This window comes from Peptoniphilus sp. HMSC062D09 (genome assembly GCF_001811425.1).
Taxonomy (GTDB): Bacteria; Bacillota; Clostridia; order Tissierellales; family Peptoniphilaceae; genus Peptoniphilus_A.
On record NZ_KV804745.1, the window covers coordinates 65,596 to 91,691 of the forward strand.

Annotated in this window: 27 protein-coding genes; 21 read left to right on the plus strand and 6 right to left on the minus strand. The window is 33.2% G+C overall.

Annotated features, from left to right (window positions below):
* Window positions 1-7 precede the first annotated feature (7 nt).
* The 5 genes from HMPREF2801_RS08095 to HMPREF2801_RS08115 all read left to right on the plus strand — a co-directional run bounded on the left by HMPREF2801_RS08095 (window position 8) and on the right by HMPREF2801_RS08115 (window position 4,127).
* Window positions 8-775, plus strand: coding sequence for an ABC transporter ATP-binding protein (locus tag HMPREF2801_RS08095; RefSeq protein WP_070611724.1), 768 nt, complete (start codon window positions 8-10; stop codon window positions 773-775).
* Complete coding sequence (locus HMPREF2801_RS08100; protein ID WP_070611726.1) at window positions 759-2,741, plus strand: FtsX-like permease family protein; 1,983 nt, start codon at window positions 759-761, stop codon at window positions 2,739-2,741. Before HMPREF2801_RS08095 ends, HMPREF2801_RS08100 begins: the two co-directional genes overlap by 17 nt.
* Before the next feature lie 56 nt (window positions 2,742-2,797).
* Window positions 2,798-3,022 carry a type II toxin-antitoxin system RelB family antitoxin gene (gene relB, locus HMPREF2801_RS08105; protein WP_070611728.1) on the plus strand — a complete coding sequence of 75 codons (225 nt, stop codon included), beginning with the start codon at window positions 2,798-2,800 and terminating at the stop codon, window positions 3,020-3,022.
* 1 nt (window position 3,023) lies between these two features.
* Complete coding sequence (locus HMPREF2801_RS08110) at window positions 3,024-3,281, plus strand: type II toxin-antitoxin system RelE family toxin (protein WP_070611730.1); 258 nt, start codon at window positions 3,024-3,026, stop codon at window positions 3,279-3,281.
* A 63-nt stretch (window positions 3,282-3,344) separates the two neighbouring features.
* Window positions 3,345-4,127 (plus strand): ADP-ribosylglycohydrolase family protein, encoded by a 783-nt coding sequence (locus HMPREF2801_RS08115; RefSeq protein ID WP_148130099.1) that lies wholly within the window; start codon window positions 3,345-3,347, stop codon window positions 4,125-4,127.
* A gap of 33 nt (window positions 4,128-4,160) precedes the next feature.
* Here the strand turns inward: HMPREF2801_RS08115 and HMPREF2801_RS08120 are convergent, their stop codons facing one another.
* Window positions 4,161-4,718, minus strand: coding sequence for a chromate transporter (locus tag HMPREF2801_RS08120; RefSeq protein WP_070611733.1), 558 nt, complete (start codon window positions 4,716-4,718; stop codon window positions 4,161-4,163).
* Window positions 4,711-5,271 carry a chromate transporter gene (locus HMPREF2801_RS08125; RefSeq protein WP_070611734.1) on the minus strand — a complete coding sequence of 187 codons (561 nt, stop codon included), beginning with the start codon at window positions 5,269-5,271 and terminating at the stop codon, window positions 4,711-4,713. Before HMPREF2801_RS08125 ends, HMPREF2801_RS08120 begins: the two co-directional genes overlap by 8 nt.
* A gap of 78 nt (window positions 5,272-5,349) precedes the next feature.
* Between HMPREF2801_RS08125 and proC the strand changes: the two genes are divergently transcribed.
* From proC to HMPREF2801_RS08160, 7 genes are all read left to right on the plus strand, one after another.
* A complete protein-coding gene (gene proC / locus HMPREF2801_RS08130; protein WP_070611736.1) occupies window positions 5,350-6,114 on the plus strand; it encodes a pyrroline-5-carboxylate reductase in 765 nt (254 codons plus the stop codon).
* A gap of 9 nt (window positions 6,115-6,123) precedes the next feature.
* Window positions 6,124-6,690, plus strand: coding sequence for a DJ-1 family glyoxalase III (locus HMPREF2801_RS08135; protein WP_070611739.1), 567 nt, complete (start codon window positions 6,124-6,126; stop codon window positions 6,688-6,690).
* Between the two features lie 236 nt (window positions 6,691-6,926).
* A complete protein-coding gene (locus HMPREF2801_RS08140; protein WP_083303738.1) occupies window positions 6,927-8,075 on the plus strand; it encodes a cation diffusion facilitator family transporter in 1,149 nt (382 codons plus the stop codon).
* Window positions 8,076-8,083: 8 nt separating this feature from the next.
* Window positions 8,084-9,484 (plus strand): Trk system potassium transporter TrkA, encoded by a 1,401-nt coding sequence (gene trkA / locus HMPREF2801_RS08145; RefSeq protein ID WP_070611742.1) that lies wholly within the window; start codon window positions 8,084-8,086, stop codon window positions 9,482-9,484.
* Complete coding sequence (locus tag HMPREF2801_RS08150) at window positions 9,474-10,928, plus strand: TrkH family potassium uptake protein (protein WP_070611744.1); 1,455 nt, start codon at window positions 9,474-9,476, stop codon at window positions 10,926-10,928. The genes trkA and HMPREF2801_RS08150 overlap by 11 nt, the downstream gene beginning before the upstream one ends.
* Window positions 10,928-12,295: an NAD-binding protein gene (locus HMPREF2801_RS08155; RefSeq protein WP_070611746.1), complete on the plus strand. Its 1,368-nt coding sequence runs from the start codon at window positions 10,928-10,930 to the stop codon at window positions 12,293-12,295. Before HMPREF2801_RS08150 ends, HMPREF2801_RS08155 begins: the two co-directional genes overlap by 1 nt.
* Before the next feature lie 4 nt (window positions 12,296-12,299).
* The gene (locus HMPREF2801_RS08160) at window positions 12,300-12,971 is read left to right on the plus strand and encodes a uracil-DNA glycosylase (RefSeq protein ID WP_070611748.1); all 672 of its coding nucleotides are present in this window, start codon (window positions 12,300-12,302) and stop codon (window positions 12,969-12,971) included.
* Here the strand turns inward: HMPREF2801_RS08160 and mnmH are convergent.
* A complete protein-coding gene (mnmH, locus tag HMPREF2801_RS08165) occupies window positions 12,964-13,989 on the minus strand; it encodes a tRNA 2-selenouridine(34) synthase MnmH (protein ID WP_070611750.1) in 1,026 nt (341 codons plus the stop codon). The genes HMPREF2801_RS08160 and mnmH overlap by 8 nt on opposite strands.
* A 119-nt stretch (window positions 13,990-14,108) precedes the next feature.
* On the opposite strand from mnmH, the gene HMPREF2801_RS08170 reads away from it, so the two are divergent.
* Window positions 14,109-14,867 (plus strand): alpha/beta fold hydrolase, encoded by a 759-nt coding sequence (locus HMPREF2801_RS08170; RefSeq protein ID WP_246830007.1) that lies wholly within the window; start codon window positions 14,109-14,111, stop codon window positions 14,865-14,867.
* Window positions 14,867-15,727: a polyphosphate kinase 2 family protein gene (locus tag HMPREF2801_RS08175; protein WP_070611755.1), complete on the plus strand. Its 861-nt coding sequence runs from the start codon at window positions 14,867-14,869 to the stop codon at window positions 15,725-15,727. The genes HMPREF2801_RS08170 and HMPREF2801_RS08175 overlap by 1 nt, the downstream gene beginning before the upstream one ends.
* A 114-nt stretch (window positions 15,728-15,841) precedes the next feature.
* Here HMPREF2801_RS08175 and rd read toward each other — a convergent pair whose 3' ends face one another.
* The gene (gene rd, locus HMPREF2801_RS08180) at window positions 15,842-16,003 is read right to left on the minus strand and encodes a rubredoxin (protein ID WP_019125235.1); all 162 of its coding nucleotides are present in this window, start codon (window positions 16,001-16,003) and stop codon (window positions 15,842-15,844) included.
* Window positions 16,004-16,169: 166 nt separating this feature from the next.
* Between rd and HMPREF2801_RS08185 the strand changes: the two genes are divergently transcribed.
* The gene (locus HMPREF2801_RS08185) at window positions 16,170-16,562 is read left to right on the plus strand and encodes an ATP-binding protein (protein ID WP_070611757.1); all 393 of its coding nucleotides are present in this window, start codon (window positions 16,170-16,172) and stop codon (window positions 16,560-16,562) included.
* Between the two features lie 89 nt (window positions 16,563-16,651).
* Here HMPREF2801_RS08185 and pepD read toward each other — a convergent pair whose 3' ends face one another.
* Together pepD and tyrS are read right to left on the minus strand one after the other, a co-directional pair.
* Window positions 16,652-18,043: a beta-Ala-His dipeptidase gene (pepD, locus tag HMPREF2801_RS08190; RefSeq protein WP_070611759.1), complete on the minus strand. Its 1,392-nt coding sequence runs from the start codon at window positions 18,041-18,043 to the stop codon at window positions 16,652-16,654.
* 7 nt (window positions 18,044-18,050) lie between these two features.
* A complete protein-coding gene (tyrS, locus tag HMPREF2801_RS08195) occupies window positions 18,051-19,277 on the minus strand; it encodes a tyrosine--tRNA ligase (RefSeq protein ID WP_070611761.1) in 1,227 nt (408 codons plus the stop codon).
* 204 nt (window positions 19,278-19,481) lie between these two features.
* Here tyrS and HMPREF2801_RS08200 point away from each other — a divergent pair, with 204 nt between their 5' ends.
* From HMPREF2801_RS08200 to HMPREF2801_RS08225, 6 genes are all read left to right on the plus strand, one after another.
* A complete protein-coding gene (locus HMPREF2801_RS08200) occupies window positions 19,482-20,672 on the plus strand; it encodes an NAD(P)H-hydrate dehydratase (RefSeq protein ID WP_070611763.1) in 1,191 nt (396 codons plus the stop codon).
* A gap of 139 nt (window positions 20,673-20,811) precedes the next feature.
* Window positions 20,812-21,069, plus strand: a complete 258-nt coding sequence (locus HMPREF2801_RS08205) for a hypothetical protein (RefSeq protein ID WP_070611765.1) — start codon at window positions 20,812-20,814, stop codon at window positions 21,067-21,069.
* A 10-nt stretch (window positions 21,070-21,079) separates the two neighbouring features.
* Window positions 21,080-21,352, plus strand: a complete 273-nt coding sequence (locus HMPREF2801_RS08210; RefSeq protein WP_070611766.1) for a hypothetical protein — start codon at window positions 21,080-21,082, stop codon at window positions 21,350-21,352.
* A gap of 134 nt (window positions 21,353-21,486) precedes the next feature.
* Window positions 21,487-21,834 carry a type II toxin-antitoxin system PemK/MazF family toxin gene (locus HMPREF2801_RS08215; RefSeq protein WP_070611768.1) on the plus strand — a complete coding sequence of 116 codons (348 nt, stop codon included), beginning with the start codon at window positions 21,487-21,489 and terminating at the stop codon, window positions 21,832-21,834.
* A 229-nt stretch (window positions 21,835-22,063) separates the two neighbouring features.
* Window positions 22,064-22,876 (plus strand): hypothetical protein, encoded by an 813-nt coding sequence (locus HMPREF2801_RS08220; RefSeq protein WP_083303739.1) that lies wholly within the window; start codon window positions 22,064-22,066, stop codon window positions 22,874-22,876.
* Window positions 22,877-23,041: 165 nt separating this feature from the next.
* Window positions 23,042-26,095 carry an ATP-binding protein gene (locus tag HMPREF2801_RS08225; RefSeq protein WP_070611770.1) on the plus strand — a complete coding sequence of 1,018 codons (3,054 nt, stop codon included), beginning with the start codon at window positions 23,042-23,044 and terminating at the stop codon, window positions 26,093-26,095.
* Window position 26,096: the final 1 nt, after the last annotated feature.

Consider the following 26,096-nt stretch of genomic DNA (forward strand, 5'->3'; position numbering starts at 1 on the left):
GTGGAAGATGTTAGAAGTTCAAAACATAAAAAAGATATACCGAAGTCGCTTTGGTAAAAATGACCTGGAGGCTTTAAAGTCAATTAATTTCACTGTTGAAGCGGGAGAATATATTGCCATAATGGGAGAATCTGGAAGTGGAAAGACAACTTTATTAAATATATTGGCACTACTTGACAGACCAACTTCTGGAAAAGTTATTTTAAGAGGCAAAGATTTACAAGAGATAAGGGACAGCCAAAGGGCAAAATTCAGAAGAGAAAATTTTGGATTTGTTTTTCAAGATTTTAACCTTCTTGACACCTTCACTGTTAAAGAAAATATTTTATTGCCCTTAGTATTAGCAGATGAAAAGGTCTCATCAATGGAAAAAAAGTTATCAGAGATTGCAGCAAGACTAAATATTAATGATTTATTAAGTAAATATCCCTACGAAATAAGTGGTGGGCAAAGACAAAGAGTAGCAATCGCCAGGGCACTTATAACAAAACCAGAGATGCTTTTTGCAGATGAGCCTACAGGTGCACTTGATAGCAACAGTACGAGAGAACTTTTAAAAGTTTTTAAAGAATTAAATCTTGAGGGGCAGACTATTTTAATGGTTACACATTCTATTATGGCAGCATCTGAAGCAAATCGAGTTTTATTTATAAAAGATGGGGAGATTTATCATCAACTTTATAAAGGAAATTTAGAAAGTTTTGATATGCAAAAGAAAATTGCAGACACAATGCAAATGTTGCAAAGGAGTTATGAAGATGAAATCACTTTATAGGAATTTTGCATTGTCTGGTATAAAGAGAAATAAAAATATTTTTATGCCCCTCATTGGAACTATAATTTTTCTAATTGTACTTAATTCAATTTGTTTAAGCCTTGTCTTAGATAAATCTCTTGCAGGAGCAAGTGGAATGGATACGATGAAGATAATTCTATTTTATGGAGTTGTAGTTTTATCAATTTTTTCACTTATAATGCTATCTTCCGTGTATTCCTTTATTCAAAAGAGAAAGTTAAAGGAGCAAGGACTTTATTTAATACTTGGACTTGAGAAAAGACATTTGCGAATAATTTTATTTTGGGAAATAATTTTTATTATTATTTTTTCCATAGTACCAGCAAGCATTTTTAGTCTTGTACTTTATAAATTGTCTCTAGGCATTTTTGTAAAGCTAATAAATATTCCTATAAATATATTTGAGGGTGGATTTTTTAACAATATTTTAGCAGCAACCATCATAGCTTTAATATTTATTGCAATATTAATTTTTGTATTTGCAATTCAAATTATTAAGATGAGAAATTATTCTCCAATTGATTTAGTAAATGAGTCCAAGGCAGGAGAGAAGAAAAATAAATTTACAAAATTAATTGCTCTATTGGGGATAATTTTTATTGCGTCAGGTTATGCAATTAGTATTACAACAAAAAATCCAATGGAAGCCTTTATAAAATTTTTCTTAGCAGTTTTGCTTGTTATAATAGGAACTTATTGTGCCTTTTCTGTTATTGTAAGTTTGATTTTAGAAATAATAAAAAATAAAAAAGATTTATATTACAAAAAAGATAATTTCTTTGCAATATCAGGGCTTTTGTATAGAGTGAAAAATAATTCAAGGTCCCTGGCAAGTATTGCTATACTTTCTACAGCTTTTACCGTAGTTTTAACTTCGGGAATAAGTTTATATGTAGGAATAGATGATGTAGTAAATAGATTATTTCCATCAGATTATACTCTAGAGATAGAGGATAATTCTATAGCTATAAATAACTTAGAAAAATATAGAAATAAGGTAAACAAATATCTTGATGAAAATGGATTTAATGCAAAACCATTTACTACAATGGAATGGAATGTTCCACTTTTAAAGACAGAGAGTGGAGTAGAATCTTTAAAAAGTGAAGATATAGATAAGGCAGCATTTAAAAATAATTTAGTCGACCTACAAGTTATTTATACAAGAGATGGCAATTTAAAATTTGATGATGCAGATATACTGTATTTTGAAGACGAGGGAATAAAAGATTGGATAGGAGAATTAGATTATAAAGCAAAAAGCATAAGGGAAGAAGAAAATGACGTACCCATTGAGAATTTAATAAGTATATTTGAAAAGAATAAAATATTTGTAAAAGACTACAAAATTGCAGAAGAGATAATTAAAAAGTATGAAGTGAAAAATTCTAATATATTTAGCATAGAGCCATCAGTTAAGACAATGATTAATGGAGCAAATGAAGAAAACTTTGCAGAAAGTCTTAAAGAAAACATAGAAAAGTTAAAAGTAAATGAAAATCAAAAAATAAAAGTCATAGATAGGGGAGAAACCAAGTTAGAATTTTTGAGAATGTATGGTGTAATATTTTTTGTTGGTTTAATACTTTCTTTAGCATTTTTAGTTACAATGGGGCTTTCAATATATTATAAAGAACTAACAGAGGGATATGAGGATGTAGAAAGATTTAGAATTTTAAAAAAGCTTGGTCTTGGAGATATTGAGGCAGAGAGAAGTATAAAGAAACAAATGGCGACATTATTATTTTTACCAATAATTTTTTGTATAGTTCACACATCTTTTGCATTTCCAAGCTTAAAAAATATGCTAATGATAATTGGGCTTATGAATATTCCATTATTTATAAAATCAATGATTTTTGTGATGTTGATTTATATAATTATTTATCTTGGTATATACAAATTCACAGAAAAAGTTTATGCAAAGATAGTTTTAGAAAAATGAAGCTTTTTCTTGATTTGTGTAACACAATGTAATACAATTAGCTTAGAGGTGATGGTATGAAAACTGTATCTGTAAGACTTAATGCTGAAGAGGAGAGGGCCTTTACTGCCTATGCTGATCTTATGGGGGAACCTCTTTCTACTCTTTTTAAAAAATTAATGGAAGAGAAGCTTGAAGATGAGTTCGACATGAAGGTGGCTGAAGATTTTCTTGAAAGGGAAGCTAGGGGCGAAGTTGAATATATTACTCATGAAGAGTTGATGAAGGAACTAGATTTCTGACATGTATGATTTAATTTATGATAAAAAATATTTAAAAAGTTTAAGAAAGTTAGATATACAAGCTCAAAAAATTATAACTAACTGGGTAGAAAATAATTTACTAAATTGTGAAGAGCCTAAATTTTCTGGAAAGCCCCTCACAGGAAATTTTAAGGGGGTTTGGCGTTATAGGATAGGTTCCTATAGGCTTCTTGCGAAAATTGACGACGACAAATTAATTATTTTTGCCATTAACAGGAGACAGAGAAGAAATATTTAAAAAGTAAGATTCTTTTTGAGTTTTAGTTTTTTTTATGGAAAAATTTTTATGAAAGGAGTTTTTATGACTAAGTTAAGAGATGCCATATATGGCTTTGCTGTTGCTGATGCCCTTGGCGTTCCCTTTGAATTTAAAGAGCGGGGAACTTTTATTTGCAGTGACTGTGTTGGTTTTGGAACTTGGAATAAGGAAGCAGGCACTTGGTCTGATGACACCAGCATGACTCTTGCCACTTGCAAGTCAATTAAGGACAAAGGCAGGGTTGACATCGAAGACATTAGGAAAAATTTTAAGGCTTGGCTCTTTGATGATGACTTTACAGCTGATGGTAAGGTCTTTGATGTTGGCAGCACAACTAGAGAGGCCCTTACTTTAAATCGTGGCATGGATGATTTTTATTCCAATGGCAACGGGTCTCTCATGAGAATTTTACCCCTTGCCTTTACTGATGCCAGTGATGAAGAAATCGAAAAAGTTTCTAGCATAACTCACGCTCACGAAATTTCTAGGAAGGCTTGTCTTGATTATGTTCATCTTGCTAGAAAATTAATAGAAGGAGAAAAATTAGAAAGCTTGGGACTTGATGATTTAAAAAATAAAAGTGAAGATGAAATTAAATCCACTGGCTTTGTCCTTCACACCCTAGAGGCATCTTTGTGGTGCATCTTAAAGACTAATAATTATAAAGATGCAGTCCTTAAGGCTGTGAACCTTGGCGACGACACAGACACAACGGCAGCTGTAACTGGTGGACTTGCTGGAATAATTTATGGCTTTGATGAAATTCCAAGGGACTGGATAGACAAGTTAAAAAATAAAGACTTAATTGAAGATTGTTTATTTTAAAAAATCCTCCTGAAATAAAAAGGAGGATTAATCTTAAACATAATTTAGGGCAAGATTGACGGCGATGCCAATGACTGCACCGAGACCTATTAACTTAAATAGGTCTATTTTTTTTAGGTATAAAAGAAAGCCAAGGACAAAGGAAATTAGGGCGGCAAGGCTTATGCCATCTAAATTAATTCCCTGAGGAAAAACTGATGAATGAAATAGTTTTAAGGTAGTGATAAAAATTAAGGAAACAACTCCTGCCTTTATGCCAAGAAGGGAGTAGTCCATAATTTTAAATTTTTTATTTTTGCTAAAGAGAAAGTAGCCCAGGATCATCATGAGTATAAACTGTGGTAGGACGAGGCCAGTTGTAGCAACAATAGAGCCAACAATGCCGCCTACGCTTTGACCTACAAAGGTTGCAGAATTTATGGCAATGGGTCCTGGAGTCATTTGTGAAATTGAAATTAAGTCTATAAATTCTCTGGTGGATATCCAGGCATTTTCTTCCACTACATATTTTGATATGAGAGGGATTACTGCGTAGCCACCGCCAAAGGCAAAGCATCCAATTTTAAAGAAAATAAAAAACAAATCAAACATTTTTGTATCTCTCCATCACACTAAAATAAGAAATTCCTGCAAGGGCACAGAATAAAATAATAAGTCCTGTGTTTATATCTGTGAAGAAGGCAACTAAGAAGACCAGAATAATCATAACAGCACTAAATCTTGGGTTCTTTTTGTAGGAAGATTTTCCCATGCGAAAAACTGTGATGAATAAAACTGCAGAGATTATTCCACTTATGCCTTCAAGGGCAGAGTTTATAAAAAAATTACTTTTAAACTCTTGATAAAAATTTGAAATCACAGATAGAATTATTAGGCAGGGAAGGGATGATGCCACAAGACAAGTTATCGCCCCAAGAGGTCCCCTTAGGTAGTAGCCAGTTAATACTGAGCAAGAAATTGCCATGGCGCCAGGTCCACCTTGGGAGATGGCAACTATGTCCATCATTTCATCTTCCTCAATAAGTTCTAAGTCTTGTACAAAAATATCCTTTATGACAGGCACAATTGTGTAGCCGCCACCAAAGGTAATGGCATTTATTTTAAAAAATGTTAAAAATAATTTTAAGATTGAAATATTTTTCATTAAATCACCGCATTAATTATAGCACAGAAATGAAAATTTAAGTAATATCGTGTATAATCTACTTAAGGAGTGATAGAGATGAAGATGGGAATAATAGGTCTTGGCAATATGGGTTCTGCCATGGCACATGGTCTTTTAAATAATAATATAGAAACTTTTCTTTACGATAGGAGTGAGGAAAAGAGAGAAGCCTTTAAGGATTTTGAAAAGGCAAAAATAATGGATTCAGAAGTTGATGTAGTGAAAAATGCTGACGCAGTGATTTTAACAATTAAGCCCTATGTCTATGACGAGGTCCTAGATAAAATTAAAAATGAAGTTAAAAATCAAATTATAATTTCAGTTACATCAAGTTACGATTTGAAAAAACTTGAGGCAAAACTTCCAGGCAAAAAACTTTTAATGGCAATGCCAAATACGCCTGCGAAAATTTTATCTTCAATGACGGGAATTTGTCCTGGCGAAAATATTTCTGAGGATGAACTAAGTGAGCTTAGGGAAATTTTATCTTCCTTTGGCGAAACTGAAATCGTGGAAGAAAAAAATATAAAAATTTATGAGGCAGTTTCTGGTTGCATGCCAGCCTATGTCTACATGTACATAGAAGCGGCAGCAGATGCAGCAGTGTCTCATGGCATGACTAGAGATATGGCTTATAGGGTAATTTCACAAGCAGTGGCAGGCTCTGCCAAGATGGTAAGAGAGTCTGGTCTTCACCCAGGTGAGTTAAAGGACCAAGTTACTACACCTGCTGGCACAACTATTAAGGGAGTAAAATCTTTAGAAAGAGACGGTTTTAGATCTGCAATTATAAATGCAGTGGATTCTATTATGAATAAATAGGAGGTCGACATGAAAGATTTATTAGTATTTTTGGCAGATGGTTTTGAAGAAATTGAAGCACTAACTATTGTAGATGTTTTGAGAAGGGCTGACTTAGTAGTTGATACAGTTTCAATTACAGACAGAAATGAAGTGAGAGGAGCTCACGATGTAAGAGTCCTTGCTGACAAAACTTTTGACGAAATAAACATTGAAGACTACAGGGCAATGTACATCCCAGGAGGACAACCTGGCGCAACAAATTTAATGAGAGACAAGAAAGTTGTTGAGTGTGCCAATGTATTTAACGACGACGAAAGAATTGTCACTGCCATTTGTGCAGGTCCACAAGTTCTTGATGCAGCAGGCCTTTTAAAGAGCGGCAAGTTCACTTGTTACCCAGGCGTTGAAGCTAGACTTAAGGTGGACAATCCCTTAGATGAAGCTGTTGTAGTGGAAGATAATATAATAACAGCCATGGGTCCAGCCCTTGCAATTTTACTTGGAGTAAAGCTAGTAGAAATTTTAGGCTCAAAGGAGAAGGCAGAAGAAGTTTCAGAGGGACTACTTCTACCTAAGATTAAAAAATTTATTTAAGCTGTAAGTTAAAATTAAGAGACGAAAATAAATTAAAAAAATATTTTAAATGTACCAGAAAATTTTTGGTACATTTTTTTCGCAAAAATTTTTTAAAACTTTCAAATATAAAACTTTATCAAAAGCTAAAGTGTCTTCTTTTCCTTTTATTACTCATATTTCAGTGTTATAATAACTGTAACTAAAACAAATCTTTAAATATGGGCGGACAGCCTGTTTTTATTTATGGAGGATTAATGTTAGCAAAGCTAATTTTAAAAAGAGGTCACAACGCCTATGGCTATGACAGGGCAAAAATTGCCAAGGAGACTTCCTTTCTTGGACTTGTATCAAATATAATGGCAGCTCTTTTAAAAGTTATTTTATATACTTTTACAGGATCTATTTCTATTTTGTCCGATGCAGTAAATAATATTACAGACTGCATGAGCTCAATTATTTCAATTTTTGGCATAAAACTTGCCTCAAAGCCAAGAGATAGAGACCACCCCTATGGTCATGGCAGGCTTGAATATTTAATATCACTTGTTGTAAGTGGAATCGTGCTTAGCGTGGGCTTTCAATTTTTGAGGACTTCTGTAGGAAAAATTCTTCACCCTCTTGCCATAACTTATCCAAAATCTACAATAGTAGTTTTAATAATTACTGTATTTATAAAATTTTGGCAAGCCTCATTTTATGCCCAAGTGGCAAGGGCAATTGACTCAACAACCCTAAAGGCACAGGAGAAGGATTCACTTAGCGACACTCTTATAACTCTCGTTGTAATTGTCGCCATAGTTATAGAAAAGTTTACTGGAAAAATTTTAGATGGCTATGTGGGAGTTCTAGTTGCCCTATTTATTTTATACACTGCAATCTCTCTCATCTACGAAACAATTTCCATTATACTTGGCAGGGGCTTAAGTGAAGAGACTAAGCACGAGATAAAGTCCAAGGTTTCAACTTATGATGGAATCTCCAATGTCCACAATATGATGGTGACAGACTTTGGACCAGACAATATTATCGTCTTAATTGATGCAGCCCTAGATTATAATTTGACACTGGAAGAGGCACACAATATAGTAGATAAGGTAGAAAGAGAAGTATCTGAACTTTTGGGCATAAAACTCATTATTCACGCTGACCCACTGGGATCTAGCTCAGATATTATTAGATCAGTTTCGCGAGATCTCAAAAAAATTATTAGGGAAAGTTTAAATATTTATTCTTTTCACGACATAGTGCTTGAAGATAAGAAAATTTACATCGACATTGATTACAATGCCGATGCTGTTTCCAATGCAAGGGAAAAAGAGGCTCTGAAAAAAGAGCTTATTGATAAATTAAAATCAATTTACAAGGATTATGATTTCGAAATAATTCTTGATGCGATTTTTTAGGAGGAAATATGAAGGCTTTAGTTGTAGGTGCTGGAAAATTAGGTTATAGGCTTGCAGCTTCACTTATAGATGAAGATTATGAAGTAACTGTAGTAGACAATGATGAAGATGTAATTGAATATATTTCAAACTCACTAGATGTTTTAAGTATTTGTGCAAATGCACTAGACTTTGGCGTCTTGGAAGAGCTTGACATCTCCCTATTTGATTATGTCATAGCAACTACTACTAATGACGAGGCAAATGTAATACTTTGCACAATTTCAAAAAAACTTGGCGCAAAATATGCCATAGCTAGAGTCAGAGACCCAGAATACAGAAAGCATTTAGACTTTATATCTGAAGAATTAGAGATAGATAAAATTATAAATCCAGACAATGCCACTGCCAGGTCCATAGTAAAGTATCTCATGAAGAGATACCAACTTTACTCTGACGAATTTGCCGGCGGGAAAGTTTCTCTTGTTGAATTTAATATTGGCAAGGACCCAAACTTTATTGGCAAGAGAATTATGGACATCGAAAAGATTAACGACCTACTTATTTCTGCAATTTCAAGAAGTGGAGATGCAATCATCCCAAATGGTCGTACAGTTCTTGAAGAAAATGATGTAATAATCCTAGCAGGCAAATCAGAAAATATAGAAATTTTTGACAAAGAGCATACAGGCGTAAGTAAGACTAGACCCCTTAGAAGCACAATGATTTTAGGGGGAGGAAAGACTGGTCTTTACCTTGCCATGCTCTTATTAAAGGAAAATATCCGCGTCACAATAGTTGAAATAAATAGAGAGAGATGTCTGGAGCTAAAGGAAATGGTTCCAGGTGCAGAAATAATAAATGGCGACGGAACAGACCTTGCCATTCTTGAAGAGGAAATGGTCCACACTTACGATGCCTTTGTAGCATCTACAGGTATTGACGAGGCAAATTTACTTATGAGTCTTGTGGCAAAGCAAACGGGGATTTATAAGTCTGTCGCAAAAATTTCCAGAACTAATTACGACAAGATTTTGGACAAATTAGACATAGACGCAGTTTTTAACACTGCTTATATAACAGCTGCAGAAATATTAAAGGAAATTAGGGGTAAGTCTTCCCTTTCACTTAATCTTCTCTTAAATGGACAAGTGGAATGTATTGAATTAATTATAAAGGAAAAACACTTGGTTTGCGGCAAGGCTCTTGAAAACTTAAATCTTCCTGAAGGTATTTTAATTATTGCAGTTATAAGAAATAATGAAATGTTAGTTCCTAATGGAAAGACAGTCCTTGAAGCAGGCGATAGAATAGTTTTATTCTCAATGCACGAAGTTGCACCTAAGATGCAAAAGATTTTTACCTCAGAAGGGAAATTTAAGGATGCTCTAAATTCAATTAGGAATCGAGGCTCTTCTTATGAATTATAAACTTATTTCAAAATTACTGGGTTATATTTTATTAATAGAGACAGCCTTTATGGCGCCATCACTCATACTTTCTTTAGTGGAGAAGGATGGAAGTGCCCCTGGTTTTTTAATCCCAATGGCAATAGCTATCCTATTGGGATTAATTTTAATTAACTTAAAAGTTAAGAAGAGATCACTATCTCCAAGAGATGGAATTTTAATAGTAACTGCATCTTGGGTACTAGTATCTCTTGTTGGCGCAATTCCTCTTTTTATAGCAGCAAATATGACCTATGTTGATTCCTTTTTTGAAATTGTATCAGGATTTACGACGACCGGTGCCACAGTTATATCAGGTATAGAATCCTTTCCAAGATCAGTGGTGTTTTGGAGATCTATTACCCACTGGATCGGCGGTATGGGAATACTTGTCTTTACAGTAGGTCTTCTTCCAAAACTTGGCGTAGGTGGTTTTCAAATCTTTAAGGCAGAGTCACCGGGACCAGTGGCAGGAAAGATTGAGTCCACAATTTCTCAATCATCAAAAAGACTATACATCATTTACATTATTTTATCAGCGGCACTTTTTACCTGCTTAAAAATTGCAGGCATGTCAGTTTTTGACAGCCTTGTCCATACCTTTGGCGTACTTGGAACTGGAGGATTCTCCTCTTACAACGACTCCTTCATGTCCTATGAAGGCAATGCAGTTCACTTTATCCTCGCCTTCTTTATGTTTTTAAGTGCTACAAACTTTACAATTTATTCTCTTATTTCGAGAAAAAAATTTAAGGAAGTTTTACAAAACGACGAGCTAAAACTTTGGATTTTAATAACTCTCGCTGCCATTGCTTTTATTACTCTTGATTTATTCTCCAAGGGTTATCCTTCACTTTTATTGGCCTTTAGAGATTCAGCCTTTCAAGTTACATCCATATCATCTACATCTGGTTTTGCCAATGCAGATTATGAATTGTGGCCAAGTTTTTCTAAATTTATTTTGCTAATCCTCATGATCTTTGGAGGCTGCGCAGGTTCCACAGGCGGTGGAATTAAAGTTACGAGAATTTCTATTTTGTTAAAATTAATCAAAAGGGAAATGAGAAAGGCGACACACCCAAAGGCAGTCCTTCCTATTATTGCTGATGGAAAGACCTTGTCCGATGAAGTTGTCCTTGGCATAAACGCCTATCTTGGGACTTACTTTGTTATAGCTTTAGCTTCCACTGCAGTAGTTACACTTTCTGGTGTAGATGTAATAACAGGATTTTCTTCTGTTGCAACTACACTTTCAAATGTGGGACCAGGCTTTGGCGACATTGGTCCAACGAAAAATTTTGCCTTTTACAATGACTTTTTTAAATTATATTTTAGTGCTCTCATGCTACTTGGAAGGCTTGAATTCTTTACTATTCTCGCACTATTCTCCAAGGGCAGAAGAAGAAAGGAAATTATTAAATTATAATGAAAATTTTAATTATCGGTTCAGGAAAAGTTGGCTCTACAATTGCAAATACTCTTAGCCTAGAAAAGTTTGACATAGATATAGTTGATAGGAATGAGTTAAATTTTGCCACCATCACCAACACTGTGACAAAAATAAAAGGCGATGTATTAGACGAAAAATTTATGCTAAATTTTGATTTAGAAAAATATGATTACGCAATTATAGCAACAAATAGCGACAAGACAAATTTAATAATGGCATCAATTTTTAAGGGCCTTGATGTAAAAATTATTTTGCGTCTTGACGAAATGGAAAATATTTCTGAAATTGGCATTATAAAAAATTCTCTTCCAAATGTTGTAAATATTTTTAACAGAAGCCTTGAGTCAGCAAAACTTGCCACAAAATTAATTGGATCTTCAAATTATTATGAGGCAGATTATTTTGGTAAGGGCAAGATTGAAGTCACAGGTCACTATATTGACATGGACGAAGAGTTTGAAAATTTAAAGATAAAGGACATAGGATCTCTATCCACAATTTTAGTCGTTGGAATACTAAGAGAGGGAGACTTAATTGTGCCAGATGGTGAAACTACTCTAAAGAGCGGCGATTATATGTATCTCATGGGTCTTTCTTCTGACATAAGAAACTTCAAATACTCTCACTTTGAGATAAAGGAAAAAAAAGATGTGCGCGATGTAGTCATTGCATCAGGTGACATGACCTTTAACAGAATGATCTCTAACCTTGAAAATATTAATTTGAAAATAATCGAATCCAATAGAGAAAAATTTGAAGACCTTAGAAGAAATCTTCCAAGAGCCTTTGTTGTCAATAAAAGTTTAAAGAATGACAAAATTTTTGAGGAAGAAAGTATTTCAAGGGATGCAGTTTTTATTTCCATGACGGATTCTGACGAGTTAAATATAGTTCTTGGACTCTTGGCGAGAAGCCACGGCATTTCAAGAAATATAATAATTCAAGGTGACAACAATTACGACAGCATTTTAGAGAGCCTGGGTATTTATAGGGTCATGGACCCAAAGGTCATTGTGGCAAATGAAATTATAAAAGCAATTAACACTGACATGAAGGTCTCAATAAATTATATGTTTGGCGGCAAGGCACAGGTTTATGAAATAAAAATCCCCGACGACTTTATCTACATTGGCAAAAAATTATCTGAAATCAATCTTCACAGAGAAATTATTATTGGCGGTATAATTAGGTACGACAATTCAGCAGTAATACCAAGGGGCAACACAAAAATTGAAAAGGGCGATAGACTTGTCATCTTCTCAACTAATGAAAGCAGAAAGGAATTGGAAGAGCTCATTGACCCAACTTTAAAGAAAAGTATTTTTGATTTTTTCAGGAGGTGATTTTGTGAAGGAAATTTTTAAAAATGACTGGCAAGAAATATTGGAAGAAGAATTTGAAAAAGACTACTACAAGGACCTGAGAAAACTTTTAATAGAAGAGTACAGACATCACCAAATATTTCCACAAGCTCAAGATATTTTTAACGCCTTTCACTACACTTCTTACAAGGACTTAAAGATCCTAATACTTGGTCAAGACCCCTATCACAATGTGGGTCAAGCCCATGGACTTGCCTTTTCTGTAAAGGAAGGAGTGAAGATTCCACCTTCACTCCAAAATATTTATAAGGAATTAAATTCTGACTTAGGACTAGCCATACCACAAACGGGCTACTTAAAGTCCTGGGCAGATGAGGGCATCATGCTCTTAAACACAACCTTAACTGTAAGGGCACATGAACCCATGAGCCATTCAAAAATTGGCTGGGAAATTTTTACCAACTCAGTTATAGAAAAAATAAACGAAAAAAAAGAGCCTGTGGTCTATATACTCTGGGGCAATCATGCCAAGGCTCGCAAAAAATTTATAAATAATGAAAATCATCTCATAATAGAAGGCGTCCACCCATCACCACTTTCTGCCAACAGAGGTTTCTTTGGCTCAAGGCCTTTCTCCCGTGCCAATAAATTTTTATTGGAGAGAGGAGTTACGCCACCTTCATGGGAAGTTAAATAGAATTTTTAAAATTTAAAATATTTTCTATTACAGCAGAATCATTTGCCAAGTGCAAGTCATCCTTGCTGTAATTTTTTTTGTAGTGGGGGTCGTAATAATTGACTAAAAGATCTCTTATTAAAAAATCGTAGTCGTCTTCCTGGAATTTTTCTAAATATAATTTTTCCCTTTCAGGAGAAATAAATTTTTTGATTTCCAAAAGGGACTTATAAATTTCATCTCTATCTGATAAATTGTAGTCTCTCTTAATTCTTTTTATGCGACTATCTATTTGGTCTTCAATAATTATTTTTCTGTCAGAAGAAATTTTTTCTATTAAAGTTTTTGGCAGCTGAATATTTCCAATCTTTGAGCTTTCTCCTTCAGTGAAAATAATTTTTTCATCTTCACCGAATCCATTTAAGGAATCAAATAGTAGGGACTCAAAATATTTTTGGGAAGGTTGATTACTAAGTCCTATGCCACCAAAGTTTGAGCCTCTGTGGTTGGCAAGCTCTTCAAGGTCAAGGACAGGATAAGCACTTTTTAATTTATTTAAAATTTCAGTTTTTCCCACGCCAGTTTTGCCGCAAAGAACTATCAATTCTTTTTCTCTTATTAAAGAATCTAAATTTTCTCGGATATATTTTCTGTAGGACTTGTAGCCTCCAATTAATTTTTTTACATCAACATTTAAAGCTCTAAGAAAAGTAAAAAATACATTGGATCTGTAGCCACCGCGAGAGCAGTAAAGGACTAGGTCGTCACAAGATTTTTTCAAATCAATAATTTTTTCGTAGTAGGCTGGGAGTTTGTCCTTGGCATAATTTATGCCCAGGTATTTTGCCTTCTCCACGCTTTCTTTTACATAAGTCCTTCCAACAACTTCTCTTTCGTCATCCTCAAGTATGGGAAGGTTTATTGCGCCAGGAATTCTATAGTCACAAAACTCTTTGGGACTTCTCATGTCCACAAAGATTATTTTTTTCCCGCCTTTTATCATTTCATGAATTTCATCATATCTTAATTCGTATTTCAAAATATCACCGCTAATAATATATCACTTAATGGGGGTCCTTAAAATAAAATATGGAAAAATTTTATTTTAAGAATATTTTGGTTATAATGTAGGTGAGGTGTATTATGGAGTATTTAAAAATGAATTATTCAAATATAGACAAGGTAAAGATAGGCGATGTGCCAGCCCTTATAATTGAGCCTAGAGAAAAAACAGATAAGACCATAATTTTTTATCACGGCTGGGGGTCTTCAATGAAAAATCAAATTTTTCGCGGCAATATTCTTGCCAGCTATGGATATAGGGTAATCCTTCCTGAAGCAAGATATCACGGAGAGAGAAATGACATTGACCTGGATTACGAGGACAAGTCCATGGAGGCAAAATATATTTTAAGGGTCATCATGCACAATATTGAAGAGGCTCCCTCAATTTTTAAATATGTAGAGGAAAAATATCCTGACAGCCAAATTGCAGTGGGCGGTCATTCTATGGGTGCCATAACTGCTGGTGGTCTCTATGCCTTTAAGAAGGATTTGAAGATGGCATTTATCTTTAATGGCGTAAACAATTGGGAGACCCTTGTTGATTCAGTAAATAAAATTAAGGACCAAGAAAAAATAGAGGAAGAAGAATTTAGGATCAATGAATTTTTCCTAGACATGGATCCCATGGCTAGCCCAGAAATTTTTAAGGACAGACCCATGGTTTTATACAACGGGAAAGATGACGATGTAATTGATCCAAGAGGGCAAGAGTCCTTTGTAAGGGAAATCGAAAAATTTTATAGGGACAAAAAACTTTTAGACTTTCAAATTTTTGAAATGACTTCCCATCAAATCACGACGCAAATGCTGGAAGCAGCAATTATATTTTCAAAGGAGAGGGCGGGCTTCTAATGAATACTGAAAAATATTTAGTAAGTGAAAATAAAAAATTAAACTTGTACGATGTGCCAACTTCCTACAATGGCAAACTACAAAAGGAAGAGGTAAAGGAAGTTTTAATTCCGGAGAATATTGCAAAGATGCGTGAATATCACGAAAGGCTTTACGCAGAAAACAATCAATCCCTACTCATAGTCCTTCAAGCCATGGACGCTGCAGGCAAGGACTCCCTCATAAAAAATATTATGACGGGAGTAAATCCACAGGGCACAAAGGTTGTATCCTTTAAAAAGCCAAGTGAAAATGAACTAGACCACGATTATCTTTGGAGAGTTGCCAAGGAACTTCCTCCACGAGGCGAAATTGGAATTTTTAACAGAAGTCACTACGAAGATGTTCTTGTATCAAGAGTTCACAAGCTTGTCTTAGACCAACCCTTCCCAAAGAACTTAGTCACTAAGGATATTTGGGAAAAGAGATTTGAAGAGATAAATAATTTTGAAGAATATCTTTCCGATAATGGAATAAAGATTGTTAAGTTCTTTCTCCATGTTTCCAAAGAAGAACAAAAAGAAAGACTTATGGAGAGAATTGACAGACCAGAAAAAAATTGGAAGTTTGCCTCCTCTGACATAACAGAGAGAAAATATTTTGACGACTACATGAAGGCCTATGCCGACATGCTTGTGAACACATCTACAAAGAGAGCGCCATGGTATATTGTGCCAGCCGACAGAAAATGGTTTTCAAGATATTTAGTTTCAGAAGTTATTGTGGAAAAACTAAGGGAAATGGATCCACAGTTTCCAGAACTATCAAAAGAAGAGCTAGATAGCTTAGACAAATGGAAAAAAATTTTAGAAGAAGATTAATAAAGGACCTCTTTACAATATGTAGAGAGGTTCCTTTTTGCAAAATTCTAAAATATTTTATAAATTTATAAAATCTTACACAAAAAAAGGAGGCATGAGCCTCCTTTAATATTATTATTCAGCTGGTTCAAAATCAGATTTTTCAGCTCCACAAAGTGGGCATACCCAATCTTCAGGAAGTTTTTCAAAAGGTGTTCCTGCTTTGATTCCATTGTCTTCGTCGCCTACTGCAGGATCGTAAATGTATCCGCAAAGTGAGCATTCGTATTTTTTCATTCTATCTTCCTCCTAATAAAATTCTTGCTCTTTCAAGCCTAATTCAATTATAACAAATTGATAAATATAATACAGTAAAATTTTAAAATTAATAAAATTAGACAAAATCTTTTGAGTTTAAAGGGCAGAAGTATTGGGTAATTTCTAAGTAGATGGAGTGAGAACTATGGATACTTTATATAAATTTAAAGGATTTGTTAATAGCGATTTATCTTTAATAAAAAATTTTTTGGATTCAGCTATGAAGGATTTAAATCCCTTTATAAGAGACCAAGAAAAATTATTTGATATAAAAGTTATTTTAAATGAATTAGTTGTCAATGGAGCAATGCATGGCAACGAAGAAGACCTAAACAAAAAAGTTTGTTTAAAATTAATTTTGGACAGGGATTCTTTAAAAATAATTGTAAAAGACGAGGGCAGGGGCGTGGACTTCGACACGGCTCTATATGACTGTACTCAAAAAAGATGCAATGGCAGGGGACTTTTAATAGTTGAGGCCCTTACTGACCAATTGATTTTAAATGACAACGAAGTCATAGCCATAAAAAATTTATAAACCAATACATATTTACTACATAGAAAACCCCTAGGGGTTTCTTTTTTTGCAATAAAAAAGGCTGCCTCATGACAGCCATAATTTTTTTATTAAAGAGCCTTTAAAACTTTTACAAGGTGGTCATAAACTCTCTTTGTTGATGAAATTGAAAGATTTTCCTTTTGTGAGTGAGCTCCTCTAATATCTGGTCCAATAGAAATAATGTCAAGGTCCCTATTCTTTTCGAAGAAGACACCACATTCAAGTCCACCGTGAGTGAACTCTTCTTCCATTTCCTCTCCCTTCATTTCCCTGTAAATGTCCTTTACGATTTCTCTAAAGTGAGATTCTTTTTTGTATTCCCATTCAGGATATGGGTTTTCAAATTCAGCTTCTGCGCCAAATTTTTTCACTATGTCCATATAAATATTTCCAAAGTCTTCAGAAAGTGAAGAAGATGCAAATCTTAGTGAAACAAAAACATCTACTGTGTCATCAAGAAGTTTTGCTATGGCAAGGTTTGATGATGATTCAAGAACTTTTTTAGCCTCGTCAATAAATGTGTGAGGTCCAGTTGGAAGTTCAAGTAAATATTTTGCAAGCTTAACAGTGTCTTCTGCTGTGACAACTTTTCCCTCATGAGAAATTTTTTCACACTCTATAATTAATTCCCCTTCAACGCCTTTGAACTTGTCCTTTACAAACTCTATGGCATCCTTTAATTTATCTTCGTCACAAACAAGAGAAACTTTACCTTCTCTTGGGATTGCATTTTGCTTTGTGCCGCAATCAAGGGAAATTAATTTTGCGCCTTCAAGCTTATTTAAAATTTCTGCAATGACTTTAATCATGTTGCCCTTGTTGTTGGCAATTTCCATGCCAGAGTGGCCGCCCAAAAAGCCGTGAAGCTTAAGTGAGAAGGCTTCTCCTCTGTAGTCAACTCTTTCAACTTTTAATTTTGAATGAAGTAACTTTCCACCAGCAGATGAAACTGTTAGTATGCCTTCTTCTTCTGAGTCGATGTTGATCAAATACTTGCCTTCAAGATATTTTGCCTCAAGGTCCTTTGCTCCGTGCATATCAGTTTCTTCAGACACAGTTACAATAATTTTTAGTGGACCATGTTCTTCTTCTGCAAGTGCCATTGCCATTGCAACTCCAATGCCGTCATCAGCACCAAGTGTTGTTTCATTGGCGTGAAGCTTGTCGCCATCAACTATTAGTTCAATTGGATCAGTTGCGAAGTTGTGGTCTGAGTCCTTGCCCTTTTCGCAAACCATGTCCATGTGACCTTGCAAGATGACCTTTTCTCTATCCTCCATGCCCCTTGTAGCAGGCACTTCCATAATTATATTTAAAGAATCGTCTTGATAAACTTCATAGCCAGCATCTTCTCCAAATTTTTTTAAAAAGTCAGAGACAGCTTTTTCGTTGCCAGATTCTCTAGGGATTTGTGATAATTTTTCAAAATAATCAAAAACTTTTTTTGGTTCTAAATTCATATTAACCTCACTTTAAAATAACCTTGTGGTAAACTTTCTTGCCCTTTCTAATTATTATTTCTCCATTTTTGAAATTGTCCTTAGTAAGTTCAAGCTTAGGATCACTTATTTTTTCATCATCAAGGGAAACTCCGCCTTGAGTGATTAGCCTTCTGCCTTCAGAATTTGTCTTAATAAGACCAAGTTCAGTCATTAAATTTAAAATTCCAACAGGTTCAGCAAATTTTTCTGCTGGCATTTCTGTTGCAGGAATGTCTTCAGAATCTTTTTCTCCACCAAAAAGTGAATGTGAAGCATCAAGGGCAGCCTTAGCAGCTTCTTCTCCGTGAATGTCTTTTACAACTTCGTAAGCTAAAACTTCTTTAGCCTTATTTATTTCTGCACCTTCTAATTTTTCGTATTCAGCAATTTTATCAAGTGGAAGCATAGTTAAAAGCTTCATGAATTTAATAACATCACGATCGTCGCAGTTTCTTAGGTATTGGAACATTTCGTATGGCGTAGTCTTTTCTGGGTCAAGCCAAATTGCGCCAGCCATAGTCTTGCCCATTTTGATACCTGCTGCAGTAGTTAAAAGTTTAAAAGTCATGGCATAAACCTTGTCGTTTTCTAATTTTCTAACAAGTTCGTAGCCGCCAAGTATGTTTGACCATTGGTCTGAGCCACCAACTTCTAGCTTGCAGTGGTGCTTTCTGTATAGGTACAAGAAGTCATAGGATTGCATAAGCATGTAAGAAAATTCAAAGAAAGTAAGTCCTTGTTCCATTCTGTTTTTGTAGCAGTCAAATTGTAGCATTCTATTAACAGAGAAGTGCACGCCAATTTCTCTTACAAATTCCAAGAAATTTAACTTTAAAAGCCAGTCGGCATTGTTTTCGATGTAGCCCTTGCCTTCAGAAAAATCTAAAAATTGTGAAATTTGTTCCTTAAATCTGTTGGCATTGTAGTCGATTGTTTTTCTATCCATAAGAGTTCTCATGTCGCTCTTGCCAGATGGGTCGCCAATAGTTGTAGTTCCGCCGCCAAGTAGAGCTATAGGAATATGACCTGCTCTTTGCATGTGTTGCATTACTCTAATTTGAATGAAGTGACCAAGAGTAAGAGAATCTGCAGTTGCATCAAAGCCAACATAAAAAGTTACAGGCTCTCTGCCCAGCATTTCTCTAAGTTCATCTTCATAAGTGCATTGGTCTAAGTAACCTCTCTCACTTAAAATATCATATACATTTTCCATAAATTCCTCCAAAAAAAATAAAAAGAGACCAGGGGATGAAAGGACGCATTCGTGGTACCACCTTTCTTCGCCGAGGCCTCAAAACTTATTAGACTCCAATATTGTAATTCAGCTTTCGCCTACTGTATATCTTCACCGTCTTATATTCATACTATTTATGATATAATAATCGAAAATAAAGAAATTGTCAAATGGGGTGAGACTTTGATAGGCATAGATATAGTAGAAGTAAATCGAATAAAAAAAATAATGAGTGACCATGAAAATTTTTTGGCAAAAGTTTTTAATGAAGATGAAATAAAAAGAATAGAAGAGAGAAAAAATCCCTACGAGAGAATAGCAGGCATGTACGCTGCAAAAGAAGCTGTGGCAAAGGCAATGACAACGGGAATTGGGGAAATTTCCTTTCATGACATAAAAATAAAATACATAGAAAACCTTCCTTATGCAGAAGTTTTTGACAAAAAATTTTATCTATGCATTAGTCACGAGAAAAATTACGCAGTGGCTGTGGCAAAATTATGTGAAGATGATATTGAGGGAAAAAACTTTGAGGAAAAAATAATTTTAGATGAAGAATTAAAAGCCCTTTGGAAAAATAGAGATGAGGACACTCACAAGGGCGACTTCGGAAAGATTGCCATAGTGGGCGGCTCTCTTGGCATGACTGGTTCATCCTATCTGTCATCTAATGCAGCCCTAAAAGCAGGGGCAGGTCTAGTCTATAACATAGTGCCCAGAGAAATTTTTGACATCATGTCCATAAAATTCATCGAGCCCATAGCAAAGTCCTTTGATGATTTAGATGAAATGGAAAAATTTTTACATGGCATAGACGCCATAGCTATGGGACCGGGAATGGGTCTTGGCGAATATGCCAAAGGTGTTTTTGAAAAAATAATAAATACGGAAAAAAATCTATTGATAGATGCTGACGGCTTAAATATTTTGTCACAAAATCTAAACTTGTTGGAAGAGAGAAAAAGTTTTACCACGATTTTAACTCCTCACGAAGGAGAGTTTGCTAGGCTAACTGGCTTATCCCTTGAAGAAATAAAAAATAATCGCGAAAGACTTGCAGTAGACTTTGCAAAAAAATATAAGCTAATTTTAGTTTTAAAGGGACACAAGACTATTGTCACAGATGGAGAAAAAGTCTATATAAATAAAACAGGAAACTCTGGCATGGCAAGTGGAGGCTCAGGCGATGTCTTGACGGGAATAATTTCTGCCTTTATGAAAAATTATGATTTGTTTGACGCGGCAAGACTGGGAGTTTACGTTCACGGACTTGCAGGAGATGTCTTCGCAAGAAAAAATTCCAAGACCAGCCTAAGGGCAAGGGACCTAATAGAAAACCTAAGCACAGTATTTAAAAATTTTGAAGGAAAATAAATTTGTTTTTTTTTTTTTTTTTTGATTTATAATAAAATTAAAGTAAGGTAACCCGAACTCTGATTAAATGTTTACATGTAAATATTAAAAGAGCCGAAAATTAATTTATTATAAAAGTGAAGGTAGATGAAGAAATTTTATGAAATCATATCCATTTAAGGTCCATGCCTTTTGGCAGATCCTAAACATTTTTGTCCTAATTACAATGTCAGAGTCTCTCAAAAATCATAGAGGTCCAATAATTGTAGCCTTGCCCGGTTTGTTGGCTCTTGTTTTAAATTTGATTTGGATAAAAAAAGAAAGGGACAATTGGAGCAAGGGATACAAAATAGCCATGGGTATTTATGTAGTAGTTTTAATTTTATTTACAATTAGCATGGTTAGGATGTCAATGTAAAGGAGTTATTATGTTTAAAAATAGAAAAATACTTTTTATAATTTTATTTGCCCTAGATCTTTTTTATACATATCTTGCAATCACTGGAGTGGCACATTTTTTGCAACAGTTTAGAGGGCCAATCTATGTACAAGTTCTCTGGTTTGTAGTAGTTTTTGCACCGGCAATTGTTCACTACCTACCAGGAGGAACAAAATATAATTTAAAGGAAACAAGGAAATATACAATTCCTTTATTTATTATGATTGCAATAAATTTTGTCATGCCCATGTATTTGAAATAAATTTATTAAAAATTTGTAAAAAATAAATTTAATTTCTATTATTTGTATATATTTATGAAAATTGTGATAGAATGTTATAAAGGTTGTTCATAGTTCAATCTTTAAAATCTCTCTTGCCTTAAAAGGTGAAAATTATGATGATAAAAAGAGGGGATATATTCTATGCCGACCTGTCGCCAGTTATTGGGTCAGAACAGGGAGGAGTAAGGCCCGTAGTTGTTGTTCAAAATGACATTGGTAATAAGTACTCACCTACTACAATTGTTGCGGCAATTACATCTCAACTTAACAAGGCGAAGTTGCCAACCCATGTTAATGTGAGAGCTAAAGATGTTCCGCTTCCAAAAAATTCTGTAATTCTTTTGGAACAGTTAAGGACAATCGATAAAAAGAGGTTGAGAGAGAAAATCGGTAAATTCGACAAAGACGTTATGGATGAGGTTGACGCTGCAGTAAAAGTAAGTTTAGCGATGAAATATTGAACAGCATACATATTTAAAAGACTAGGTCTCATTTGATCTAGTCTTTTTCTTTTGCAGAAATTTTTAAGACATTTAATTTTTGCAAAATTTTAAAAGAAAAATAAGTTTTAAAATATACCATTGTAAAACTGTGAAAAAACAAAAGATAAATTAACGGCATTAACGATAAATTAACGGTAAATTAACGGTAAATATAATATAATACAGTAAAGATAAAAAGAGGTGGATTATGAATAGAATTTATGTAAGTGCAGACAAAAGTAATATTTATTTTTATTACGATAAGGTTAAAGAAATAGTTTTAGATTTGAAAATTTATAATAATGTTGTTGAAAACATGGACAAAGATGAGTACAAATTTTTTGAAAGAATAATAAGAAATTATGAAATTAACACTCAAAGAGAACTGGAAAAAAATTTTTTATATTTATTTAATTTCATTTTAATAAGTAACTTAGCAAATTATTTGTTGGACAAGGCGAGAGATATTGAGGCTGATGAAATTGTTTTTGACGAAAAAATTAAAAGAAGCAAAAAGCAAATTATTAAACTTTCTTCAAAATTGGATGTTGAAGATGCCTTAGGCGATTTAATTATTTGTTTAATTAACTCTGATGAGTATTTAGATGGAAAAGTTAAAATAGATTATGGAAAAATTGAAAGTGAAGTTAATGAAAAGAAAAAAGTTCTTATAGAGGATATTTTTAGATACAGAGCTTCCAAGGTAGATGATTTTAGAAATAAACTTTTAGAAGATTTGGTAGCTTTTAAGTTCGTGAACCAAAAGTCTTTAGATGAGGAAAATTTATATAAGCTTCCTATATACATAGATCAGGAAGGACTTTCAAAAAAAGGAATAGAAAACTATATTGATTTTTTACCTAATTGGACTTCTTTGGCATACTTGAAGATGTTGGAAAAAATTTATAATTATTTTGTTGATTATTATAAGCTTGATTACGACAAGGGTTTAAATAACAATGAGCTTTTATTAGCTCTTATAGAAATTTTGGATTATGAAGTTAAAGACTATCCTCAGTGACTTGAAAAATCTATTGAAGTTGGAAGGTCTACTGCAGGCAAGTGTTTCTTTATTGATTCCTTTGTAACTCCTCTTGCTTTGAGCCAAGAGTTAGCTCTAGTTTTACAATCCAAAGATGCTTTTGGAGTGGTACCTAAAGTTTTTAAGAATAATTAAGGAGGGTTTATGGCAAATATTAATTTTAAATTATTTGGTAATCCAACAATTACAGAAAATGGGAAAGAAATTTATTTGCCGCCTGGTAAAGTAAGCGCCCTATTATATTATATTTTGCTCAAGAAAGTTGTATCGAGGGATGAAGCTGCTGCTATTTTTTGGGGTAGGTCCAATGAAAATAGGGCAAAGGTAAGCCTAAGGAATGCAATTTATAAAATCAAAAGGGCTTTCGGTGAAGATGTTATTGAGACACCAAATAAGACAATTCTTTCTATAAACGACAAGCTAGATATTTTTGTGGATGTAATAGAATTTGAAAAAGATCCAATAAATAATTTAAATTTATATAAGGGAGATTTTTTGGGAAGCCTTTATATAAAGGATTGTACTGAGTTTGAGTATTGGATTTTGGAACAAAAAAACTATTATAAAGACATGTATATTAAGAGCATAAAGTCAAAAATCGAAAAAGATTATAAGGATAAAAACTTTTCTGATTTAGAGACCAATATAATGAGCCTCATTTCACTTGAAAACTTTGATGAGTTTGGTTATTTATATCTTTTTAAGATTTATCAATCTAAGGGAAGATATGACAAAATAATAAATGAATATTATAATTTAAAAAACATTTTGGAAGAAGAACTTGGAATTGAACCGTCTGATGAGATTCAAGATATTTATAGAAAGGCTTTAAAATATTTAGATAAACAAAAAAAATCAAAAGATTCCAAGATTAAATTGTACGATAGAAATTATGAAATTGAGAGAATACAAAGATTACTGGAAGATTTTAACAACAATATAAGCACAAAATCCATATTATTGTTTGGAGAAAGTGGAATTGGCAAAACTACTCTAAAGAAAGAGATACTTGAAAATAATAAGGATGGATATCATATTTTTGAAGTTCAATGTTACAGCTTAGAGAAGATTTTTTCTTATTCTCCTTGGTTGAAACTTATTAAAATATTAGATGAAGAACTATCAAAGAAAAAAATAAAGAAACCGGAACTCTGGGGAGACTTATTAAAGAATTTATTTTATGATACTAATAAGTTTAAGCAGCCTATGGTAAACATCTTAGAAAATAGAGAAGATTTTAATTTAGATTTAATATATTTAGCAACAGAAAAAGTATTAAAATTACTATCTTTTAATAAAAAAACAATAATAGTTTTTGAAGATTTACAGTTTATGGATAAACTTAGTGCAAAATTACTTGTAAATATGCTATTACAGGGTAATGAAAATTTTTTATTTTTCAATATTATTTCTAATGAAATCGAGCAAGACTTTTTAAAGACTATAAATATGCTGAAAGAATTGAATAAAGTAGAATTAATTGAGCTAGAAAAATTTAGCAAGATGGATGTTGGAATAATCTTACAAAATTCTTTGAAAGGTAGAGAATTAAAAGATGAAGATGTAGATAATATCTATAATATGAGCAAGGGAAATGCTCTTTTGTTAAACGAGTACATAGAACTATATAGAAAGAATGAAAACCTGGAAACTGTAAGCCCTAAAATGGATTCACTTTTGCATACAAAATTTGCAATGGTGGGAGATATAGAGAAAGAGATTTTGAGTGTTGTGTCGGCCTTTTATGGCGATGTAAATATAAATAATATTTTAAATTTATTAGACTATAAAGTTTTCGATGTTGTAAATGGAATAAATAATTTAACAAGATTAAATATTCTTGAGGAAAGAAACACTAAAAATGGAGTCTTCATATCTTTTACAAATAGTCTTTATAAAAATTATATTTATAATAGTTTAAGTGAAATCTCAAAACAAGTTATTCACGCTGAAATAGCAAAGATGATCGATGTTACAGATCTTAGGAGTCACAATGACGTTACAACTTATATAAAATTAAAATATCATTATGAACAAGCTAAGGATAAAACGAACACACTTAAATACGAAATTTACATATTAAATTATTATCTAAATTTCAATCACGAAGTATATCCAAGCTTAGATGACTATGATGTGAGCAGACAAGTAAAAAATTTTATAAACAATAATGAAGTTTTGACAGAAATAAACTCCATTGAAGATAGAATACTTGTGTTAAAAAATGAAGTAACAAATGAAAAAGAAAGTGAAGAGATAGAAAAATTAGAGCTAATTTTTCTTTACTGCAAGGGAAGATATTTAATAAGAGCTGGAGAGTATAAAGATGGCGTAAAAGTTATGAAAAGAGTTATCGATCTTGCCGAAGCTATGAATGACTATAAGACAAAACTTCAAGGGAATAAGCAAATGGTAATTTATGGAATTCAAATAAATGACACAAGTGTAATGCTTAGCCACATTATTGATGGGATAAAAGACGCGAAAACCTTAGAAGATAGTCTAGAGACAGGAATTATGTATAGACTTTATGGTGTTTATTACACAATGAACGGAAATTTAAAACAAGCAGAAGACTTTTTCAACATATCCATTGAAACAATTACAAAATCTGGAAGGGTAGAACACTCTAGCTCAATTAGTGTGGCGGCAAATTATAATTATATTGGAGAAATTAGAAATTCACAATTTCAATATGAAGATGCCATGAACTACTTCAAAAGGGCTATAGAATTATGCGAATATTCAGGAGCATCTTGTCTTTCAATATTCTATATAAATGCAGCAAAGGCTTCTTTCTTTGTGGATAATGCTGATGAAATGAAAGAATACCTAAAAAAATCAAAGGAAATAGTAAGAAGATTTGATTCTTATTGGAAAGCTCCAGTCCTTGATGCTTTTTTATCTCTCAGCAGTTTTATTGAAAAAGATTATGCTAAAAGCTTAAATTATTTAAAAAATGCCATTGGCGAAGTTAAAACCATAAATAATCCAAAGGATATTGGAGAAATTTATTTTGTAAAAACTATTTTGAGAAAAATGATAGATGAGCAAAAAAATGATTTAACTGGAAATGTTGATATGTTTTTAAATCAAAACTGTGAATATTATTATTACAGATCAATGGAATACCTGGATAAGTACAAAAATAGGGCAGAAATTAAATACTTAGAAGATAAAATAATGAAAAGAGGTTAAT

Excerpts from the sequence above, each read along its gene's own strand:
- HMPREF2801_RS08095 (WP_070611724.1), top strand. The coding sequence starts at position 8 with ATGTTAGAAGTTCAAAACATAAAAAAGATATACCGAAGTCGCTTTGGT.
- HMPREF2801_RS08100 (WP_070611726.1), top strand. The coding sequence starts at position 759 with ATGAAATCACTTTATAGGAATTTTGCATTGTCTGGTATAAAGAGAAAT.
- relB (WP_070611728.1), top strand. The coding sequence starts at position 2,798 with ATGAAAACTGTATCTGTAAGACTTAATGCTGAAGAGGAGAGGGCCTTT.
- HMPREF2801_RS08110 (WP_070611730.1), top strand. The coding sequence starts at position 3,024 with ATGTATGATTTAATTTATGATAAAAAATATTTAAAAAGTTTAAGAAAG.
- HMPREF2801_RS08115 (WP_148130099.1), top strand. The coding sequence starts at position 3,345 with ATGACTAAGTTAAGAGATGCCATATATGGCTTTGCTGTTGCTGATGCC.
- HMPREF2801_RS08120 (WP_070611733.1), bottom strand. The coding sequence starts at position 4,718 with ATGTTTGATTTGTTTTTTATTTTCTTTAAAATTGGATGCTTTGCCTTT.
- HMPREF2801_RS08125 (WP_070611734.1), bottom strand. The coding sequence starts at position 5,271 with ATGAAAAATATTTCAATCTTAAAATTATTTTTAACATTTTTTAAAATA.
- proC (WP_070611736.1), top strand. The coding sequence starts at position 5,350 with ATGAAGATGGGAATAATAGGTCTTGGCAATATGGGTTCTGCCATGGCA.
- HMPREF2801_RS08135 (WP_070611739.1), top strand. The coding sequence starts at position 6,124 with ATGAAAGATTTATTAGTATTTTTGGCAGATGGTTTTGAAGAAATTGAA.
- HMPREF2801_RS08140 (WP_083303738.1), top strand. The coding sequence starts at position 6,927 with ATGTTAGCAAAGCTAATTTTAAAAAGAGGTCACAACGCCTATGGCTAT.
- trkA (WP_070611742.1), top strand. The coding sequence starts at position 8,084 with ATGAAGGCTTTAGTTGTAGGTGCTGGAAAATTAGGTTATAGGCTTGCA.
- HMPREF2801_RS08150 (WP_070611744.1), top strand. The coding sequence starts at position 9,474 with ATGAATTATAAACTTATTTCAAAATTACTGGGTTATATTTTATTAATA.
- HMPREF2801_RS08155 (WP_070611746.1), top strand. The coding sequence starts at position 10,928 with ATGAAAATTTTAATTATCGGTTCAGGAAAAGTTGGCTCTACAATTGCA.
- HMPREF2801_RS08170 (WP_246830007.1), top strand. The coding sequence starts at position 14,109 with ATGAATTATTCAAATATAGACAAGGTAAAGATAGGCGATGTGCCAGCC.
- HMPREF2801_RS08175 (WP_070611755.1), top strand. The coding sequence starts at position 14,867 with ATGAATACTGAAAAATATTTAGTAAGTGAAAATAAAAAATTAAACTTG.
- rd (WP_019125235.1), bottom strand. The coding sequence starts at position 16,003 with ATGAAAAAATACGAATGCTCACTTTGCGGATACATTTACGATCCTGCA.
- HMPREF2801_RS08185 (WP_070611757.1), top strand. The coding sequence starts at position 16,170 with ATGGATACTTTATATAAATTTAAAGGATTTGTTAATAGCGATTTATCT.
- pepD (WP_070611759.1), bottom strand. The coding sequence starts at position 18,043 with ATGAATTTAGAACCAAAAAAAGTTTTTGATTATTTTGAAAAATTATCA.
- tyrS (WP_070611761.1), bottom strand. The coding sequence starts at position 19,277 with ATGGAAAATGTATATGATATTTTAAGTGAGAGAGGTTACTTAGACCAA.
- HMPREF2801_RS08205 (WP_070611765.1), top strand. The coding sequence starts at position 20,812 with ATGAAATCATATCCATTTAAGGTCCATGCCTTTTGGCAGATCCTAAAC.
- HMPREF2801_RS08210 (WP_070611766.1), top strand. The coding sequence starts at position 21,080 with ATGTTTAAAAATAGAAAAATACTTTTTATAATTTTATTTGCCCTAGAT.
- HMPREF2801_RS08215 (WP_070611768.1), top strand. The coding sequence starts at position 21,487 with ATGATGATAAAAAGAGGGGATATATTCTATGCCGACCTGTCGCCAGTT.
- HMPREF2801_RS08220 (WP_083303739.1), top strand. The coding sequence starts at position 22,064 with ATGAATAGAATTTATGTAAGTGCAGACAAAAGTAATATTTATTTTTAT.
- HMPREF2801_RS08225 (WP_070611770.1), top strand. The coding sequence starts at position 23,042 with ATGGCAAATATTAATTTTAAATTATTTGGTAATCCAACAATTACAGAA.